The organism is Thermaerobacter sp. PB12/4term (assembly GCF_003403315.2).
Lineage (GTDB): Bacteria > Bacillota > Sulfobacillia > Thermaerobacterales > Thermaerobacteraceae > Thermaerobacter.
Genome location: NZ_CP048407.1, coordinates 1,333,953 through 1,351,717 on the forward strand (window position 1 = coordinate 1,333,953; position 17,765 = coordinate 1,351,717).

General features: G+C 74.3%; 14 protein-coding genes and 1 tRNA gene. 3 read left to right on the forward strand and 12 right to left on the reverse strand.

Annotated elements, in window-relative coordinates; translation table 11 throughout:
- Positions 1–81 precede the first annotated feature (81 nt).
- Positions 82–2,901 (reverse strand): hypothetical protein, encoded by a 2,820-nt coding sequence (locus tag DYI95_RS05475; RefSeq protein ID WP_243149886.1) that lies wholly within the window; start codon positions 2,899–2,901, stop codon positions 82–84.
- Positions 2,902–3,074: 173 nt separating this feature from the next.
- Entirely contained in the window at positions 3,075–4,217 is a 1,143-nt protein-coding gene (locus DYI95_RS05480) for a glycosyltransferase (protein ID WP_116901430.1), read from the reverse strand.
- Between the two features lie 307 nt (positions 4,218–4,524).
- Between DYI95_RS05480 and DYI95_RS05485 the strand changes: the two genes are divergently transcribed.
- The 3 genes from DYI95_RS05485 (at position 4,525) to DYI95_RS05495 (ending at position 6,877) form a co-directional block, all read left to right on the forward strand.
- Positions 4,525–4,599: transfer RNA gene (locus tag DYI95_RS05485), tRNA-Pro, on the forward strand.
- A 140-nt stretch (positions 4,600–4,739) separates the two neighbouring features.
- The gene (moeB, locus tag DYI95_RS13240) at positions 4,740–6,398 is read left to right on the forward strand and encodes a molybdopterin-synthase adenylyltransferase MoeB (protein ID WP_371731901.1); all 1,659 of its coding nucleotides are present in this window, start codon (positions 4,740–4,742) and stop codon (positions 6,396–6,398) included.
- A complete protein-coding gene (locus DYI95_RS05495; RefSeq protein WP_116901428.1) occupies positions 6,395–6,877 on the forward strand; it encodes a Mov34/MPN/PAD-1 family protein in 483 nt (160 codons plus the stop codon). Before moeB ends, DYI95_RS05495 begins: the two co-directional genes overlap by 4 nt.
- A gap of 126 nt (positions 6,878–7,003) precedes the next feature.
- On the opposite strand, the gene DYI95_RS05500 is transcribed toward DYI95_RS05495, so the two are convergent.
- The 10 genes from DYI95_RS05500 to cmk all read right to left on the reverse strand — a co-directional run bounded on the left by DYI95_RS05500 (position 7,004) and on the right by cmk (position 17,600).
- Entirely contained in the window at positions 7,004–7,258 is a 255-nt protein-coding gene (locus DYI95_RS05500) for a hypothetical protein (RefSeq protein ID WP_242823405.1), read from the reverse strand.
- Between the two features lie 23 nt (positions 7,259–7,281).
- Entirely contained in the window at positions 7,282–8,760 is a 1,479-nt protein-coding gene (gene spoIVA / locus DYI95_RS05505; protein WP_116901427.1) for a stage IV sporulation protein A, read from the reverse strand.
- A gap of 326 nt (positions 8,761–9,086) precedes the next feature.
- A complete protein-coding gene (locus DYI95_RS05510) occupies positions 9,087–10,286 on the reverse strand; it encodes a ketopantoate reductase family protein (RefSeq protein WP_116901426.1) in 1,200 nt (399 codons plus the stop codon).
- Between the two features lies 1 nt (position 10,287).
- A complete protein-coding gene (gene plsY / locus DYI95_RS05515; RefSeq protein ID WP_116901425.1) occupies positions 10,288–10,911 on the reverse strand; it encodes a glycerol-3-phosphate 1-O-acyltransferase PlsY in 624 nt (207 codons plus the stop codon).
- A gap of 67 nt (positions 10,912–10,978) precedes the next feature.
- Positions 10,979–12,343, reverse strand: coding sequence for a ribosome biogenesis GTPase Der (der, locus tag DYI95_RS05520; protein WP_116901424.1), 1,365 nt, complete (start codon positions 12,341–12,343; stop codon positions 10,979–10,981).
- 171 nt (positions 12,344–12,514) lie between these two features.
- Positions 12,515–13,777 carry a DUF3189 family protein gene (locus DYI95_RS05525; protein WP_116901423.1) on the reverse strand — a complete coding sequence of 421 codons (1,263 nt, stop codon included), beginning with the start codon at positions 13,775–13,777 and terminating at the stop codon, positions 12,515–12,517.
- Positions 13,774–14,424: a hypothetical protein gene (locus DYI95_RS05530; RefSeq protein ID WP_147308135.1), complete on the reverse strand. Its 651-nt coding sequence runs from the start codon at positions 14,422–14,424 to the stop codon at positions 13,774–13,776. The genes DYI95_RS05525 and DYI95_RS05530 overlap by 4 nt, the downstream gene beginning before the upstream one ends.
- 195 nt (positions 14,425–14,619) lie before the next feature.
- Complete coding sequence (rpsA, locus tag DYI95_RS05535) at positions 14,620–16,296, reverse strand: 30S ribosomal protein S1 (RefSeq protein ID WP_116901421.1); 1,677 nt, start codon at positions 16,294–16,296, stop codon at positions 14,620–14,622.
- A gap of 26 nt (positions 16,297–16,322) precedes the next feature.
- A complete protein-coding gene (locus tag DYI95_RS05540) occupies positions 16,323–16,931 on the reverse strand; it encodes a 1-acyl-sn-glycerol-3-phosphate acyltransferase (protein WP_116901420.1) in 609 nt (202 codons plus the stop codon).
- Entirely contained in the window at positions 16,932–17,600 is a 669-nt protein-coding gene (cmk, locus tag DYI95_RS05545; protein ID WP_116901419.1) for a (d)CMP kinase, read from the reverse strand.
- Positions 17,601–17,765: the final 165 nt, after the last annotated feature.

Sequence of the window (17,765 nt, forward strand, 5' to 3'; positions counted from 1 at the left end):
GCGGGCGGCGACGGGCTGGCGCCGTTGAGAGATTGCTGGTGGGACTGCCGTCCTGGGGTGCGGGTGGACGGTGGGCCGGGATTACCGCCCGGGGTCGGGGGCGACGCTGCGGCTGCCCGGCGCCTGGCCCCGGCCGGACGCCACCGGCCCCCGGGATCCTGCGGGAACGGCCGGCCGCGGGGCCGGGCCGGGTTCGGGCGGGCCGCCGGGCAAGGGCGCCGCCCCGGGGCTCTCCAGCCCGGCGGCGAGGGCCAGCAGCAGGGTGGCCCCGTAGACCAGGGTGGTGGCGGCCGCCACGATGCCGCTGTCGTTCAGGAGCAGGGCCGCCAGGCTGCCTGCCGCCACGGCCGCCAGCCCCCGCACGGCTTCCGGTGCGCTCCGCTCCAGCCGGCGCACCACCGCCGCGCGCCGGTAGATGACGAAGGCATAGGCGAAGACCAGCATGACAAATAGGTAGCTCCAGTTGGTGTAGCGCATCAGCCGCAGGTTCATGCCGATCTTGCGCACCACCACGTCCGCCAGGGCGCCGGGTCCCACGCTCTCCACCTGCTCCCAGGTGGCCAAGACGTGGGTCGCTCCGGCACCCAGCTGGCGGTCCCACAGGGCCATCAGCAGCCCGGCTGCCACCGGCGCCCCCAGGAGGAGGAACCCGGCAGCCGCCCGCCGGCGCAGGCGCTGCCGGCGGGCGGCCAGGGCCGACGCCAGGGCGGGCCCGCAGGCCGCCACGGCGGCCGACAGGGCGCCGCCGAAGTTGCTGCCCAGCCGAGGGCTGGCGAGGACGGCGGCGACGGCCCCCAGGGTCAGCGGAACCCCCAGCGCCGCGGGCAGCCGCCACCAGGTGGCGAATTTCTTCGGGGCCGCCTGCCACGCCGCCGCGGCGCCTGCCGGCGGGCGGCCTGCCCTGCCGGCGGGCGGTTGGCCGGGCATGGGCGGCCGGGCCGGTTGCCACCCGGACCGTCGGCGGTGACGGGGTGCCGCCGCGGCCGCCCGCCGGCGCATCTCCGCCCAGGCGGCAGCGGCCACCGCCGCCGAGCCGATCAGCACCCCCATGTACTCGTTGCCGATGCCGTAGAAGCGCGCGCCCCCGATGGGCGAATAGCCGAAGGGCGTCAGCTGGGCCAGCCAGGCCCCGGCCAGGGCGTCGGCCACCGTCACCACCGCCGTCCAGAACCCTACGGCGCCGAAGGCCCCCAGGGTCGACCCCGCCAGGCGCCGGGCCAGGGCCGCCAGGGCGACGGCCAGGAGCGCCGCCAGCAACACCGACGGCGTCCCGGACCACCAGTTCCACCCCGGTCCGGCAGGCCAGGCCGGCAACAGGAGGTTGGCCAGGGGGAAGGCGGCCAGGGCCAGCAGGGGCTGCCCCCAGCGGCCCAGCCGGCGGCTGCGGCGCCACAGGCCGAACAGCGGACCGGCCGTCAACACCAGGCCCGCTCCCACGAAGAGGCGGATGAAGGCAGCTCGCCGCTGGTAGTTGGCCACCAGGCCGGCATCGAGCCGGTGGAGGCCGGCCAGCACCTCGGCCCCCGGCGGCCCTTCGCCGGGCACCACCAGCCAGGGCCGCCCCACCCAGGCGGGGTGGGGCGGCGCCCCCAGGTGGGCCGCGATCATGGGCGCCAGGTCGGTGTTGGCCACCACGCCGGCCCGGCGCGTGGACGGGCTGGCCAGCAGGCCGGAGCCCGCTCCCCAGGTGACGACGGGCATCAGGGTCTTGCCCGTGGCCCGGGCCTCGCTGCTGGGGGCCGGGTTCAGCAGGATCAGCCGGTCTTCGGGGCCCAGGCCCGCTCGCATGACCGCCAGGACCTGTCCCAGCCGGCGGGCCGCCTCCCACCGGGCCGTTTCCAGGGTGCCGGCGGGCAGGAGCGGCGCCAGATCCTCAAGCCGGGCCAGGTCCCCTTCCTCCACCACCACCAGGGCGGCCTGCCGGCGCGCCAGCGCCCAGGCGTCCAGAACCGTGTCCCACCGGGTCCGCCAGCCGCCAGGGAAGGAAGGATCGGGTTCGAGGGCGCGGCCGTCGACCAGGCCGAGGTCGACCCAGCCGCGGCCGTCGGCGGCCAGCAGCGCGGCGCCGGGGCGGGCCGAGGCCCAGGGACCCGAGGGCAGGTCGGCGTTGCCCAGGGCGGCCACCTTCAGGCCCGCTGCGTGCAGGGCGGCGGCCAGGGACCCCAGGGGCACGGGATGATTCAGATCCTGGTTGGCGCGCTGCAAAGCGTGCCAGCCCCAGTGCACCACAGGCGGCAGCCCGGGAAGGCCCGTGCTCGCCGCCGCCCCGCCCGCGGCCCCGTCGCCTGCGGCCTCCATCCCGGTCTCCGGCCCACCGGCCGCCTGCGCTCCGGCGTTCCTTTCCGGCGAGCCACGAACCCCCTTCGCCCCGGCGGCAGGGGCCGGGCTGCCGGCCAGGGCGGGTTCCGCCCCGAGCGGCGCGCCCCCGGGCCATGACGCCGGTGCCACAGGCGGCGTGCCGGAGGGGCCGGGCCACCAGCGGTCGAACAGGCTGGCGGCCGTCCCCGGCGCCAGCACCTGGTCGCCAGGGAGCACCCAGCCGGCCGTGGGGCCGCTGACGGCCCGCGCTCCGGCCCCCAGCGTCAGGTACGCCGCCTCGCGCCCGTAATAACCTCCGGTGTGGGCTGTCATGAGGCCTGCGGCGGCCCCCTGGAGCAGGCTCTGCCACGTGGGGTCGGTGGCCGCCAGGCGGTGGAGCAGGGCCAGGTCGAGGCCGGGGGCCGTCACCAGGGTCACCATGCGGTGCTGCGTACCCTGGCCGGGCGGCGCGGCGGGCGCGACCCACGGACGGCCTTCATCCAGGACCAGCCTCCCGGCTCCCCCCAGGGTGCCGTCCAGCTGGCGGGCGGTCAGCCCCGTTCCCACAGCCAGCAGCCCCGCCACCAGGAGAACGGCCGCCACCCGCCGGGCGGCCGGCGGGGTGCGCGGGTCGCCGGCCCCCGTCCACGACCGGGGCCCGGCGGTCGCGCGGCCGGGGGCACCCGCGGGGGACGGGCCGGGGCCGGAGGGGGAACCCGGCGCGGCTCCTTGCCAGGAACCGGCACCTGAACCTGTGCGGGCGGAAGGAGCCACGGTTACCGCCTCTCCTCCGCCGGATGGAGCCGGCCGGTGCGGCGGGCCGCGGCCGGCGGGGTTGCCAGCTGCCCGTACAGCTGCAGGTGCTGCCGGGCAACCTGCGCTGCGTCAGGCCAGCGGCTCGCCCTGGCGGCCGCCGCCCGCGCCAGGCGCTGCCGCGCCGACTCGTCGCGCAGGAGGCCGAACAGGGCCCGGGCCAGGACCACGGGATCGCCGGCGGGTACCAGGCGGCCGTCGATGCCGTCGCGGACGAGATCCTCCAGGCCGCCGGTCCGGCTGGCGACCACCGGGCACGCCGCCGCCATGGCTTCCGCCACCGCCAGGCCGTACGCCTCCTGGCGGGACGGCTGGACGTAGACGTCCACGGCCCGCAGCCAGCGGGCCGCCTCCTGGCGGTAGCCGGCCCAGCGCACCCAGGCGCCGATGCCCAGGCGCCCGGCCAGCCGGCGCAGGGCCGGTTCATCAGGCCCCGCACCGATGACCACGCAGGTCACGGGCAACCCGTGGCGGTGGACCAGGGCCACGGCGCGCAGCAGCACGTCGACGCCCTTTTCCCGGCTGAGGCGCGCGATGGTGCCCACCACCGGGCCCACGTCGGGCAAGGCCAGCTCCCGGCGGGCCCGCTGGCGCGGCAGGAGCGCCGCCCCACCGCGCGGCAGGGGCGGGACCAGGACGTGAACCTGGGCCGGCTGGCCGGGGGCCGCGGCCGGAACGATCCCCGCCACGGCGGCCCAGGTGGCCAGCGCCCGGGAGACGGCCACCACGGCCCGGCAGCGGCGCGCCACCCAGCGGGCCACCTGCCGCTGCCACCAGCCGGTGGGAAAGGTATGGAGGGTCATGACCAGCGGAACCCGGGGGCAAGCCAGGGAGGCGGCCAGGGCCGCCTTCAGGCCGTGGGCATGAATCAGGCGGGGCGAGCCGGCCTGGTGGCGCAGCTGGGCACCCAGGGCGCGCAGGGCGCCCCAGGCGGTGGACCCGCCGGCCGGCACGGTGATCAGGCGGCAGCTAGCACCGGCCGCGACCAGCTGGCGGCCCACCGCCTCCACGTAGGTCCCGACCCCGCCGGCCGCGGGGCCGGCCAGCCACCAGATGGTGCCGCCCGAGGGCGGGGACGGTTCATCCGGGAAAGGGGGCTGGTGCATGCGCTGGACCTCCCTGCCAGAAGATGCCCCCGGCCGGGCGGCTCTATGCAGCGCCCGGGCGCCGCCACTTGCACGGGGCCTGGCCTGCCAGGGGACGGGCCCGTCAGCTCCACCGGCCGGCTCCCGCGAGGTTCCACCCAGCGCGCCGTGGCGGCCGGGGCCGGGCCGGCACCGGACAGCCGCCCCGGCGCGGCGGCGACCCGGGCAGCCCGGCACCTGCCGGCGCCGGCCGTCGGCGGGTGGCGGGGTGGCAGGGACCGTGTTGCGGGATCGGGAAGCCCGTGCTAGAATGGCCTCGAGTTCGTGGCGGGCTGTGGCGCAGCTTGGTTAGCGCGCTACCTTGGGGTGGTAGAGGTCCCCGGTTCAAATCCGGGCAGCCCGACCGCAAAACCCCGCGGGTTCATCCCGCGGGGTTTTGCTATACGTTCCTCATCGCCGCGAATTCCATGTATAGTAGTCAGTGAGATTGCATTTTGGGTGGCTTCGGGCGGCGCCGCCGCCGTCGACCCCCAGGAGGGCGAGGTGTTGCGCGTGGTCGAGGTGTACATTCCCACGCCGTACCGGTCCATTACCGGGGAGGCGCGCTTGCAGGTCGAGGCGACCACCGTCCGGGAGCTCCTCGAGCAGCTGGCCCAGCGGTATCCCGACCTGCGCCCGCGGCTCTTCGAAGGCGAGGCCATTGCCCACCATCTCAACGTCTACGTCAACAAGCGGGAGATCCGGACCCTGCAGGGTGCCGACACCCCGTTGCAGGACGGCGACGAGGTGGCCCTGATCCCGGCCATGGCGGGCGGCGCCGGCGAGCCGGCCGCGGGGCCCCTCCTCAGCGAGCAGCAGATGGAGCGCTACTCCCGCCACGTCCGCCTGCCCGAGGTGGGCGTAGAGGGCCAGCGCAAGCTGCTGGACAGCAAGGTGGCCATCGTGGGGGCCGGGGCCCTGGGCTCGCCGGCGGCCATCTACCTGGCCGCAGCCGGCGTGGGCACCATCGGCATCATCGATGGCGACCGGGTGGAGGTCTCCAACCTCCACCGGCAGATCCTCTACTTCGACCATGACCAGGGGCGGCCCAAGACCCAGGCGGCCCGGCGCCACCTGGAGGACATCAACCCCGACGTGCGCGTGGTCGAGCACGGCACCTTCCTCAACTCCCAGAATGCGCTGGAGATCCTGAAGGATTACGATGTGGTGATCAACGGCAGCGACAACTTCGCCACCCGCTACCTGGTGAACGACGCCTGCGTGCTGCTGGGCAAGCCCCTGGTGGATGCCAGCATCCTGCGCTTCGAGGCGCAGGCCACGGTCTTCATGCCCGGGCGGGGCTGCTACCGCTGCCTCTTCCCCGCCCCGCCGCCGCCCGGTATGGTGCCCAGCTGCGCGGAGGCGGGGGTGCTGGGCGCCCTGGCCGGTCACATGGGGACGCTCCAGGCGCTGGAGGCCATCAAGATCCTGCTGGGCATCGGCGAGACCCTGGCAGAGAGGCTTCTCATCTACGACGCCCTCAGCGCCAGCTACCAGATCCTGCACTGGCAGCGCAACCCCAACTGCCCGGTGTGCGGGGATCACCCCACCATCACCCAGCTGATCGACTACGAGGCCTTCTGCGGCGTGCCCCTGCCGGGCAGCACGGCCCAGCGGGCCAACGGGCGCCTGGCCGCCCCGGCCGCGCCGGCGGCGGCGAACGGCTCCGGTAGCCGGCGGGCCGCAACGGGTGCGAGCCGGCCGGAGGACGAACCGGTCCCCGCTGCCGCCCAGGCGGAGGCCCGGGCGCAGCCGGCGGCAGCGGGCGCGCCCCCGGCGGGCGCGGCGCAGGTGGAATCCGCCGCGGACGGGGTGGCCGTCCTTCCCGACACCAGCCAGGGACCGGCGGAGCTCTCGCCGGTGGAGGCGCGGCGCCTGGTGGACGCGGGCCGGGTGCAGATCATCGACGTGCGGGACCCGTGGGAGTACGAGCGCGATCACATTCCGGGCGCCCAGCTCCTGCCCCTGTCCCAGCTGGGGGCACGGCTGGAAGAGATCGATCCGGAGCGACCGCTGCTCATGGTCTGCGAGGTGGGGGAGCGCAGCCGCCTGGCGGCCGAGTTCCTCCACGAAGCGGGGTTCCCGGCGGTATACAACCTCAAGGGCGGCATGATCGCCTGGCGCAATTACCGGCTGCCCGTGGAGGCGGGATCGGGGCGGTGAGCGCGAAACCCGGGCGGCCCGGGCGCGGCGGGCTGGAGCCGGGGGCGGGGGACCCTCCCCCGCTGGTCCTTCCCCCTGCGCTGGTGGCGGCCATGCTGGACCATGCTCGGGCTGAGGCGCCGCTGGAAGCTTGCGGCATCGTGGGCGGGCGCCAGGGGCAGCCCGTGGCCTTCTACCCGGCGCGGAACGCCGACCGCTCCCCCGTCCGCTACACGGTGGATCCGGAGGACCAGCTGCGGATCTTCACCACCATGGAGGAGCGCGGCGAGGAGCTGTGGGCCATCTTCCACAGCCACCCCCGCTCGCCCGCTTACCCCTCGGCCACCGACGTGCGCTACGCCTATTACCCCGAGGCATACTACCTGATCGCTTCTCTGGCCTCGGAGCCGCCGGTGCTGCGGGCCTTCCGCATCCTCGAGGGCACCATCACCGAGCACCCGCTGGTGGTCCATGGCGGCCAGGCGTCGCCGCGGGGGTGAGGACCCGGCAGGCCGCACGCCGCCGGGTTCCTCCCGACCCGGCCCGGGCCGGGGTTGGGGCTCGGGGCGGGGAGCTGGTACCGGGGTCCGGAGGGAAAAGGAGACCGAAAAGGAGACCGCCGGCCCTCATTCGCGGGGCCGGCGGTAGTACTTGACGCCGCTGTAGAGGCCCATGCTGCCCAGCCCCAGGGCCAGCCCCTGGATCAGCGCCTCGAACCATAGGGTCTGGCCGGCCACGGCGTAGCCCAGGGACAGCGCCGTGCCCAAAAGCAGCGCCACGGGCGGCGCCCACCGGGTGGGCATGCCCTGGCGCTTGAGCAGTTCCACCAGCCCGGCGATGAGGGGCACGGCGACCGCAATGCCGGTGGAATGGGGGTCCACCTGCCCCACCCCCTCTGGCGGCATCAGATGATGATGCAGATCAGGTTACCGCTGCCCTCGTTGGCGATGCGCTCGAGGGCTTCGCGGATCTTGCCCTGGGCGTTTTCGGGCATAGAGCGGATCTTGTCCTCGATGCCTTCCTTGAGCAGTTCGTCCAGGGACTTGCCGAAGATGTCGGATTCCCAGATCTTGCGCGGGTCGTCCTCGAACTTCTCCATCAGGTAGTTGACCAGCTGCTGGGACTGCTTCTCGGAGCCGATCATGGGCGCCACCTCGGTGCTGACCACGGTGCGGAACAGGTGCAGGGTGGGCGCGCTGGCCCGCAGCCGGACGCCGAACTGGCCGCCCTTGCGCACCAGCTCCGGCTCCTCGAAGACCAGGTCGTCCAGGGAGGGCATCACCACGGCGTAGCCGCGTTCGTCGGCCTCTTCCAGGCTGCGGCCGATGCGGTCGTAGACGGCCTTGGCCTGGCTGAGCTCGCGGGTCAGGCGGACCAGGGTCTCCTTGCCGCGGATCTCCATGCCGCTGATCTCGCCCAGAACCTGCCAGAAGAGATCCTCCGGCACCGTCACGTCCACCGTGGCCACCCCGGTGCCCAGATCCAGCTCCTGCAGCTCCACCTTCTCGATGTGCTGGTACTCGCCCAGCTGGTCAATGGCCCGCTCCACGTCCCGCAGGCGCTCCACATTCTGGACCGTGGCCTGGATGGCCTCGGCGTAGTGACGGCGCAGCCAGAAGTCCGGATCCAGCTCCTCCACCCAGGCCGGCAGCCGCACCACCAGCTCCCGCACGGGGAACTCCAGCAGCAGCTGCTCCAGCACCACCAGCAGGTCCCGCTCCCCCACCCGGTTGAGGGCGATGGGGATGACCTGCACGTCGTAGTCGAAGGCCAGGGTCTCGGCCAGCTGGGCCGTCTCCGGCGACAGGGGGTCCGCCGTGTTGAGCAGCACCACAAAGGGCTTCCCCAGCTCCTTCAGCTCGCGGATGACCTGTTGCTCCGCCTCGACGAAATTCTCCCGCGGGATCTCGCCGAAGCTGCCGTCGGTGGTCACCACGATGCCCAGGGTGGAGTGCTCGTTGATGATCTTGCGCGTGCCGACCACGGCGGCCTCTTCGAAGGGGATGTCCTGCTCGAACCAGGGGGTGGTCACCATGCGCGGACCGTCGGCCTCGGTGTAGCCGATGGCCCCGGGGACGGGGAAGCCGACGGAATCCACCAGCCGCACCCGCACCGTCAGGCCCTCTTTGACCTGGATCTCCACCGCCTCGTCGGGGATGAACTTGGGCTCCGCCGTCATGATGGTGCGGCCGGCCCCGCTCTGGGGAATGGCATCCTGGGTGCGCTGCCGGTCGTGCTCGTTGGCGATGTTGGGCAGGACCAGCAGCTCCACAAACTTCTTCACGAAGGTGGACTTCCCCGCCCGCACCGGACCGACCACGCCAATGTAGAGGTCGCCGCCGGTGCGCTCGGCAATGTCCTGAAAGATGTCGTAACGCTCCACGCGCCTTCCCTCCCGATGCTGCCGCCGTGCCCGCGGCTCCGGCTGGTCGGTCAGACAGCGGCCAGCCCCTGTCCGAGGCCAGTACCATGTATATGAGGGGTGGGAGGGGATATGTCGCGGGGTGGGACGAACCGGCCGGCCCGTCCGGGCCGCATGGGCGTCCGGTCCGGGGCCCCCGGGAAGCCCCTGCCGCCGGATACGGGTTACGGTCCGGGACGGTGGCCGCCGCCGTCCTCGGCGTTCCTTGGTCCGGCCCGGCGGTTCCGGGGGCCGGCCGGGCCGGGTGCCCGGCAGGCGGTCGGCCCGGCCGGCTCCTTCGGCCGCCCTCAGGCAGGCCAGGCCCCTTCCTGGCGCAGGGCGGCCAGCAGGTGATCGGGGCGGTCGCGGAAACGGGCCCGCTCGGCCGGGTCGGCAGCCGCCCGGTCCACCAGCCGGGCCAGGGCTGCGCAGAGGGGCGCCTCGCCTCCCCAGGAGGCCGCCGTCCGGGCCACCGCCCCGTGCAGCGCCTGGGTTTCCGTGGGATGCCGGCCGGCGGCCACATCCAGGGCCACGGAGGGCAGCTTGCCGCCCCGCCCGCCGGCGGCCCGGGGCCCGACCACCGTGCGGAACAGGGTTGGGGGCAGCCACTGGACGCAACGGGCAAACAAGCGCACCGGGTAACCCGGCAGGTCGACCAGCCGGGGGGCGGCCCGGCGGGCCACGGCCACCGCCTCCCGCAGGCTCCGCAGCTCGACGGCCGCCGCCAGCGGGTGGCGGAAGACCCGGTCCACGTCCCACTGCAGCAGCGCACCGACGGCGTTGCCCACCAAGTTGAGCAGCAGCTTGGACCACTTCAGGGTTGCGGCGTCGCGGGCCGTGATCACGGGCACGGGCAGGGTGGCCTGCCACCGCGCGGCCAGGGCGCGGCAGGCCAGGATCGCCTCCCGGTCCGGCCCCCCAGCGGCCGGGCCCGCCGGCCGCCGGGCCGCGGGGGCGGGCACGGGAGCCAGGCCGATGCCGCCCCGGCGGGCATTGTAGATGTGGACACGGTGGCCTTCCAGGGCGGCGCTCAGGGTGACGGTGCCCGCGATGACGCGGCCGGCGCCCAGAAGGCGTGCGGCCTGTTCTTCCGCGCCGATGCCGTTCTGGAAGGTGACCACCAGAGGAGGGCGGGAGGAGGCCGCGGGCGGCCAGGCAGCGGCCACCTGGGCCAGGACCTGGGTCAGGGCAGGCATCTTCACCGTGACCAGCACGGCGTCCGGAGCGGGGCCGCGGGCGGCCTCCCACACCGACGGGACCACGGCCACCGCCCAGGGGCCCGCCCCGGGGGCCGCGCCGGCCATCCCCGTACCGTCCCGGCCCGCTGCCGCCCCCGGTCCCGGTGGGTTGCCGGGGGCGCCGGGTAGCGGGTCCAGCACCAGCCCGTGGCGGGCCACCGGCTCCAGGCGGTCGGGCCGGCCCACCAGGATCACCTCGTGCCCCCCGGCCGCCAGGAGGCCACCCAGGAGGCAGCCGATGGCCCCGGCGCCGGCCACCACCACCCGCATGCTATTCCCTCCGCGGGTCGATCTTCAGCGTGATGGGCAGCTCTTCGCCCCGGAGCAGGCGGCGGATGTTGGCCCGGTGCCGCACCAGCACCACCAGGGCGGCGGCGACCCCGAAGACCAGGTGGGCCGCGGGGGCATGCCAGAGGGTCATCCAGAGGGGCACGCTGGCGGCGGCGCTCATGGAGCCCAGGGACGAGTACCGGCTCAGCGCCACCACCCCGATCCAGACGCCGAAGGCGGCCAGGGCCACCCGCGGGTCCAGTCCCAGCAGCACGCCCAGCCCCGTGGCGACCCCCTTGCCGCCCTTGCCGCCCAGCCAGATGGACCAGCTGTGCCCGGCCATGGCGGCCACGCCGGCCAGCACCGCCGCCGGTTCGCCGAGGCCCGCCGCCCGGGCCAGGACCACGGGCAACCAGCCCTTGGCGGCATCGGCCAGCAGGACCAGGGCGGCCACCCGCGGTCCGGCCACCCGCAGCACGTTGGTGGTGCCGATGTTGCCGCTGCCGTAGCGGCGGATGTCAACCCCCCGCGTGGCCCGCACGAGCCAGAGGCCGAAGGGCAGGGAGCCCAGCAAATAGCCCAGGACGGCCATCCCCCACCATCCCATACCCACCAAAAAACCCATGGATGGAGCGCTCTCCCCTCTTCCACCCCTGACGCCGGCTCCTGCCCCTCTCGCCGGCCGCCCGGGGTCAGTCGTCGGCGGCTGCTCCCTTGCCCCTCGCAGGCGCCCGGAAGATCAGCCGCACCGGCGTTCCCGTGAAGTCGAAGGCCTGGCGCAGGACGTTCTCGAGGAACCGTTCGAAGGAAAAGTGGACGATCTCGGGGTCGTTGACCAGGAACAGGAAGGTCGGCGGCCGATCCGCCACCTGGCGCACCCGGTGGATGCGCAGGCGCCGGCCCTTGCGGGAGGGAGGCTCGTGGACCAGCAGGGCGTCATCCAGCACCTTGCGCAACACAGGTTCGGGCACGCGGCGCCGGTGGTTCTCCGCGGCGCCGGCCAGCACCTCGACCAGGCGGTCCACCCGCTGCCCCGTCAGCGCCGAGAGGAACACGACGGGAGCAAACTGCAGGAAGTCGTACTCCCGGTACAGGGCTTCCCGGTACTGGTCGGCGGTATCGGGCCCCTTGACCACCAGGTCCCACTTGTTCACCGCCAGCACGCAGGCCTTGCCTTCTTCCAGGATCATGCCGGCGATGCGCTTGTCCTGTTCGGTGGCCGGGTCCCGGGCGTCCAGCACCAGGCAGGCCACGTCGGCACGCGCCAGGGCGCGCTGGGTCCGGAGGGTGCTGTAGAACTCCACGTCGTCCTTGACCCGGCTCTTGCGCCTCAGGCCGGCGGTGTCGATGAACCGGAACACCCGCTCGCCGCGGCGCCAGAGCACGTCCACCGCGTCCCGGGTGGTCCCGGGGATGTCGCTGACCACCACCCGCTCCTCGCCCAGCAGCCGGTTGACCAGCGACGACTTACCCACGTTGGGCCGCCCCACGATGGCTACGGCGATCTCTCCCGTCTCGCCCCAGGGGCCGCGGCCCCCGGCGTCGCCGGGTTCGTCCGCCGGAGGAGCGGGCAGCCCGCGCACCACGGCATCCAGCAGGTCGCCCACGTTGCGCCCCGGGCCCGCAGCCACCGGGATCGGCTCGCCCAGGCCGAGGCGGAAGAAGTCATACTGGACGCCGTCCCAGCGGGCGTCGTCCACCTTGTTCACGGCCAGGATGGTGGGCTTGCGGGACTGGCGGAGAAGGCGGGCGACCTCTTCGTCGGCGGGGGTGACGCCGGCCTGGCCGTCCACCACCATGATCAGCAGGTCGGCCTCCCGCACGGCCGCTTCCACCTGCCGCCGAACCTGCACGGTCAGCGGGTCGTCCCCTTCGGCCAGGCCGCCGGTGTCCACCAGGGTGAACTCCCGGCCCGCCCAGTCCGTGTCGGCGTAGAGGCGGTCGCGGGTGACGCCGGGCACGTCGTCCTCGATGGCCAGGCGACGCTCGATGATGCGGTTGAACAGGGTCGACTTGCCCACGTTGGGCCGCCCGACGATGGCCACCACGGGTTTCACGCCTGTCCTCCCCTCCCCGCCCTGCCCGTATCATCATGCCAGGGGCCGCGCGACAGCGTCAACGCGAAGCATGGCGATGCCGGGGGCGCCCTGGGGCAGGGTACGGGCCGCGCCGGCTGCGAGCCGCGCCCCCGGGCCGGCGGCCGGGGGTCCTGGGGCCCTGCCGCCCGGTCAGGGCGCCTGGCGTACCGATTCCACCAGTTCGGCCAGCCGGTGCCAGCGGCGGGTCCATGCCCGCACCTGCCAGCGCCACCGCCAGCCGCCACCGGCATTCCCTGGCGGCTCCGGCCGGGGTTTGCTGCCGCGAACGGGCGGGGTGCCGCCGTCGAACCCGGCCTCGGCGGGTCTGGCCAGCCACGGCTTCTCCCACCAAGCCAGGCTGTCTCCCACGGGGACGAACCGCCAGGCCGGCAGGGGCCCCTGGTCCAGCACGCCAGGAAGCTGCGGCGCCCCGCGGCCTCCCAGGTAACCCAGGGCGCGGAGCGAGCCGGCAGCACGTACGGCCAGGTAGTCCGGCCCGCCGGCCCCCGCCGCCAGAACCTGGCGCCCGCGAGAATCGGTTCCTACCCGGAAGATGCGCCCTGCTTCCGCCGCTTCGGGTATGGCCAGCAGGGGCAGGCCGGCCACCTCCCCGGGGCGCGGCGCCCGCCGCGGGTCGAGCCGGCCCAGGTGCAGGTAGGCTGCCAGGAGGGCCCGGTGGGCCGTTCCTCCCGCCACGTAGAACACCGCCCGGTCGCCCGGGCCGGCCGGTGCCGGGTCCACCGCGCGGCCGGGTCCGGCCGGCGGTCCGGGGGAGCGGCACGCCGGCCCGGCAACCCCGTCGTGCCGCCGGCCGGGTGCCCCGGCGGGGCGATGCTCCGGGTACAGGATACCGGCCTGGCCCTGGGCCGCCGCCCGCCGCGCCCCCTCCACCCGCTGGACCAGGTGGGGAAAGGCCGCCCGCACGCCCTGGATCAGCAGGGGCCGCGCCAGCCGGCGCCAGCCCAGCCGCCGGGAGACGAACCCGGCGATCTTCATGGCCAGGTTGACCTCCGGCAGCACGTTGACAAACAGCCAGCGGTGGGGATCGCCGGCCAGGGCCAGAAGGCCAAGACACCAGCGGGCCAGGGCATCGCCGGCCCCCTCGGCGCCCAGCACGAACACACCGTCGGTACCGCTGCCGTGGCCCATGGGCAGCAGGCGCCCGTGTTCCTCCCGCTCGTTGCGGTCGAAGAAGTCGAGCCGCAGGAGCTCGGCCGTCTCGGGGGGACGGCGCGGATCAAGCAGGTCCAGGTGCAGGGCCGCCGACACCACCGATGTGTGGGTGCCCCCGTAACAGTAGTAGACCACCAGCGGCGGGCCGCCGGCAGGCTGCCCGCTCCCCGGCCCCTTCCATGCCCCTTCCTCCGCCGCGGCCGGGAGGCGGCTGCCGGCACCACCCGGGCCTCCGGTCACGGGCGACCGGCCCCCTGGTCTCCCGCCTCTCCTGGCGGCGGGAGGTCACCGCCCAGGATGGTCATGGCTCCGGCGGTGACGGCCGCCGCGGCCAGGGCGTCATAGGCTTCGCCGCCCGCGACGGTGAAGTGCACGGGAACGGCCGCGGCGGCGGGCAGGCCACCGCCGGCCAGGGAAACGGCCAGGACGGCGGCCAGACCGCCCTGGCCCAGCACCATGCCGGCCGTGGCCAGGATCAGGCTGCCCGGGGCCGGCACGGGGATCAGGGAGGCTACCACGCCGGTGATGACGCCTGCGGCCCAGGCCGGGGAGACCCATCCCGGCAGGCTGGTGGGAAGAACCCGCAGCAGCGCGTACCCAAGACCGGCCACCAGCGCCAGGCCGGCCACGCCCCGGCGACGTTCCCGGGCGGGCAGGCGGGCCAGCCACCAGGCCGCGGCCGCCAGGGGCAAGGCAGCACCGCCAGGGCTGATCCCCAGCCAGCCGGGTCCCGCCGCCACCGGCCACGTGGCGGCCCAGGCGGCCGCGATCCAGGCCAGCCCCCAGGCGGCCAACCGCACCGGCGACACGCCCAGGCGGTGGGTGCCGGGAACGACCTCGAGGGCCAGCAACACCGCGGCCAGCGCCAGCATCCCCGTTCCGGTCAAGGCCACCACCTCGCCCTAAGCATTCCCCACGCTGCACCGCGGGGTCCCTGGCCTGGTCCCGGGCCTGCCCGGACCGCGAAAAAGCCGGGAGGGGGCGCGCCCACGGGGACACGCCCCCTCCCGGTCGACACGTACGGTTTTTGCGACCGCCTCAAAGGGCCGGGCGGCAGCCGCACCGGCCCCGTACTGGGCTCCTCATTCCCCTTCGCCTGCCAGCCGGTCGCGGGTCTCCTCCAGCAGATCGCCGAACATCTCGCCGATGGTGATCCCGCCCGCGTCACCAGCCGGGGTCGATTCCTGCGCCTGGGACTGGGGACGTTCGGGTGACCGCCGCGGCCGCTCGGTCCGGGGCCGCCGCGGCTCGGCCGGCGAGCGCATGCTCAGGCTGATGCGCCGCTCCTCCGGCTGGACCCGCAGCACCCGCACCTCCACTTCCTGACCCTCGTGGACCACCTCGTCGGGCGACTCCACCCGGTGGTCGGCCAGCTGGGAGATGTGGACCAGGCCTTCCACCCCGGGCTCCAGCCGCACGAAGGCGCCGAAGGGGACCAGGCGGACCACAGTGCCCTTGACCGTCGCCCCCACGGGGTAGCGCCGCTCCACGTCGCTCCAGGGGTCGGGCATGAGTTCCTTCAGGCTGAGGGAGATGCGGCCCCGCTCCCGGTCGACCTTGAGCACCTTGACCTGGATGGTGTCGCCTTCCTTCAGCAGGTCCCGGGGATGGTCGATGCGGCCCCAGTGCATCTCCGAGACGTGGAGCAGCCCATCCACCCCGCCCAGGTCGATGAAGGCGCCGAAGTCGGTGAGGCCCTTGACCACGCCGGTGCGCACCTGGCCTTCCTCCAGGCTGGCCAGGGTTTCCTCCGCCCGGCGCCGGGCTTCCTCCTCCAGCAGCTCCTTGCGGGAGAGGATCACCCGCCGCTTGTTGCGGTCGAATTCGATGATCTTGGCCCGCACCGTGGTGCCCACGTAATGGCTGAGGTCGGCCACGTAGCCTCGCTCCACGTGGGAGGCGGGCATGAAGGCGCGGACCCCGGCGTCGCAGACCAGGCCGCCCTTCACCTGTTCGACCACCGGCACCTCGATGGGCTCGCCGGCCTCGTAAGCCCGCCGCAGGGCGTCCCAGGCCTCCCGCTCCACCGCCCGCCGGTGGGAGAGCAGCAGGCCCCCTTCACCCTTGTCGGTGAAGCCCAGGACGACCACGGGGATCTCCTGGCCCACCTGGTAGACCTCTTCGGGTTGCTTGCCGCCCAGCAGCCGCAGCTCGTTCCGGGGGATCGTGCCGTCGGACTTGTGACCCACGTCCACCAGGACGTGATCGTCGGCCACCTGCACTACCGTGCCCGTCACCACCTGCCCGCGGCTCAGGCGGGTTGGCGCCAGCTGCTCATCCATGGTTCCGCGGGCCGCTCCAGCCGTTTCCGCAGCCGGACCCCCGGCGGGTGAGGTCGCCGCCTCCCGGTCTCCGTCGCCGGCTGCGGCCGGCCCTTCCCCTGCCGCGGCGGCTGGCGTTCCACCAGCGCCGTCGCCCTGGGGACCCGGGGTTTCGGGGACGGCACCGCCCGGCTCGCCGGCTGCAGCGGCGGGCGCCTCCCCCGGCGACCGGGCGTCGCCGGGCTCGCCCTCGGGCTGGCCCGCCGGCCGGTCGGCGCCTTCGGTCTCGGCCACGCCGGCCTCCCGCTCAGCGGCGGCCTCGGCGGATTCCTCGGCCTCCTGCTTCAGCTGCGCCAGGGCTTCCGTCGCCCCCGCGGCGGCCTCTACCGCCGCCGGGCTCAGGTGCGGCTCCGGGCTGGCGGGCGTCACCTCCTGTTCCGGCGCGGCGCCGGGAGTCCCTTCCCGGTCCGCCGCCTGTGGATCGCGGATCTGGTCCATCCTCGACACGACCCCCTTCGAACGGCTTAACCTACAGGGATGCGGCGTCGTGGCGACCCCGCCGGAGCGGGTTCATCCAGCAGCGCCGCAATGGCCTCGCGCATCCTTTCTGCCACCGCCTCGATGGTCCCCTCCCCTCCGGCCCGATCCACCCGGAAGGGGCGCCCGATGCGGACCCGGACCCGGCGGCCCAGCCGGTAGGGGCCGGTGATGGCCACCGGCAGCACCGGCGCACCGGACTTCACCGCCAGCAGGGCGGCACCCGGTTCAAAGGGCCGCAGCGGGCCCCGGCTGCGGGTCCCTTCCGGGAAGAGGCCGACCACCTTGCCCTGGTCGAGCAGGGTCAGGGCGTGGCGCAGGGCCCAGCGGTCGGGCTGGCCCCGGCGTACCGGGAACGCCCCCAGGCGCCGCAGGACCCAGGCCGCCACCGGGCTGTGGAACAGTTCTTGCTTGGCCATAAAATGCACCTTTCGCGGCAACACCGTACCCACCAGCGGCGGGTCGAGCCAGCTGAAATGGTTGGCGATCACCAGCAGCGGTCCCCGGGCCGGTACGTTCTCCAGCCCGCGCACATCCCAGCGGTACCCCAGGGCGAAGACCAGCCAGAACAGCCCTTTGGCAAACCGGTACAGCACCTACTCGCCCTCCCGGCAGTACCGCAGGATCTCTTCGACCACGGCGTCGATGGTGCGCCCCGTGGTGTCGATCTCGATGGCGTCCGAAGCCCGCTGCAGCGGCGCGGCCGGACGGGTCATGTCCTGCCGGTCCCGCTGCTGCAGCGCCTCTTCGACCTGCTCCAGGGTCACCGCGTGGCCTGCCGCCACCAGCTCCCGATACCGGCGCCGGGCCCGTTCGTCCGGCGATGCCGTGAGGAAGATCTTGAGGTCGGCCTCCGGTGCCACATGGGTCCCTGTGTCCCGGCCTTCCAGGACGACCCGGCCCCGGCGGGCCAGCTCCCGCTGGACCTCCAGCAGCCGCTGCCGCACCTCGGGGATGGCGGCCACCACGGACACCGCCTGGTCGACCCCCGGCTCCCGCAGGTAGGCCGTGACATCGACCCCGTCGAGAACAACCTGCGGGGCCCCCTCGGGCCCCGTTGCCAGCGCAATGTCCGTTTCGCGGGCCAGCTGGGCCACCCGCTGGCGGTCTGCTGGATCGATGCCATGCCGGAGCACCTTGAGCGTCATGGCTCGGTACATGGCACCGGTATCGACGTACAAGTAACCCAGGGCCGTGGCAACCCGCCGGGCGACGGTGCTCTTGCCGGCTCCCGCCGGGCCGTCAATGGCGATCACGCGTTTCAACGACGCCGGTTCCCTCCGCTTCTTCGACACCGCCCGCCGGATTCCTTGTTTCTGGATTGCTGCCTTGGGATTGCCAAGGCCGCCGCCTCCGGGTTCCGCGGCGGGTAGCGCCATTCCAATCGCCCGCAATTATACCACGGAAAGGCGCGGGCCGGCGGTCCGGTC

Bases quoted from the DNA above. Each gene is read 5' to 3' on its own strand.
- DYI95_RS05480 (WP_116901430.1), bottom strand. From the start codon at position 4,217: ATGCACCAGCCCCCTTTCCCGGATGAACCGTCCCCGCCCTCGGGCGGC.
- DYI95_RS05510 (WP_116901426.1), bottom strand. From the start codon at position 10,286: ATGCGGGTGGTGGTGGCCGGCGCCGGGGCCATCGGCTGCCTCCTGGGT.
- plsY (WP_116901425.1), bottom strand. From the start codon at position 10,911: ATGGGTTTTTTGGTGGGTATGGGATGGTGGGGGATGGCCGTCCTGGGC.
- rpsA (WP_116901421.1), bottom strand. From the start codon at position 16,296: ATGGACCAGATCCGCGATCCACAGGCGGCGGACCGGGAAGGGACTCCC.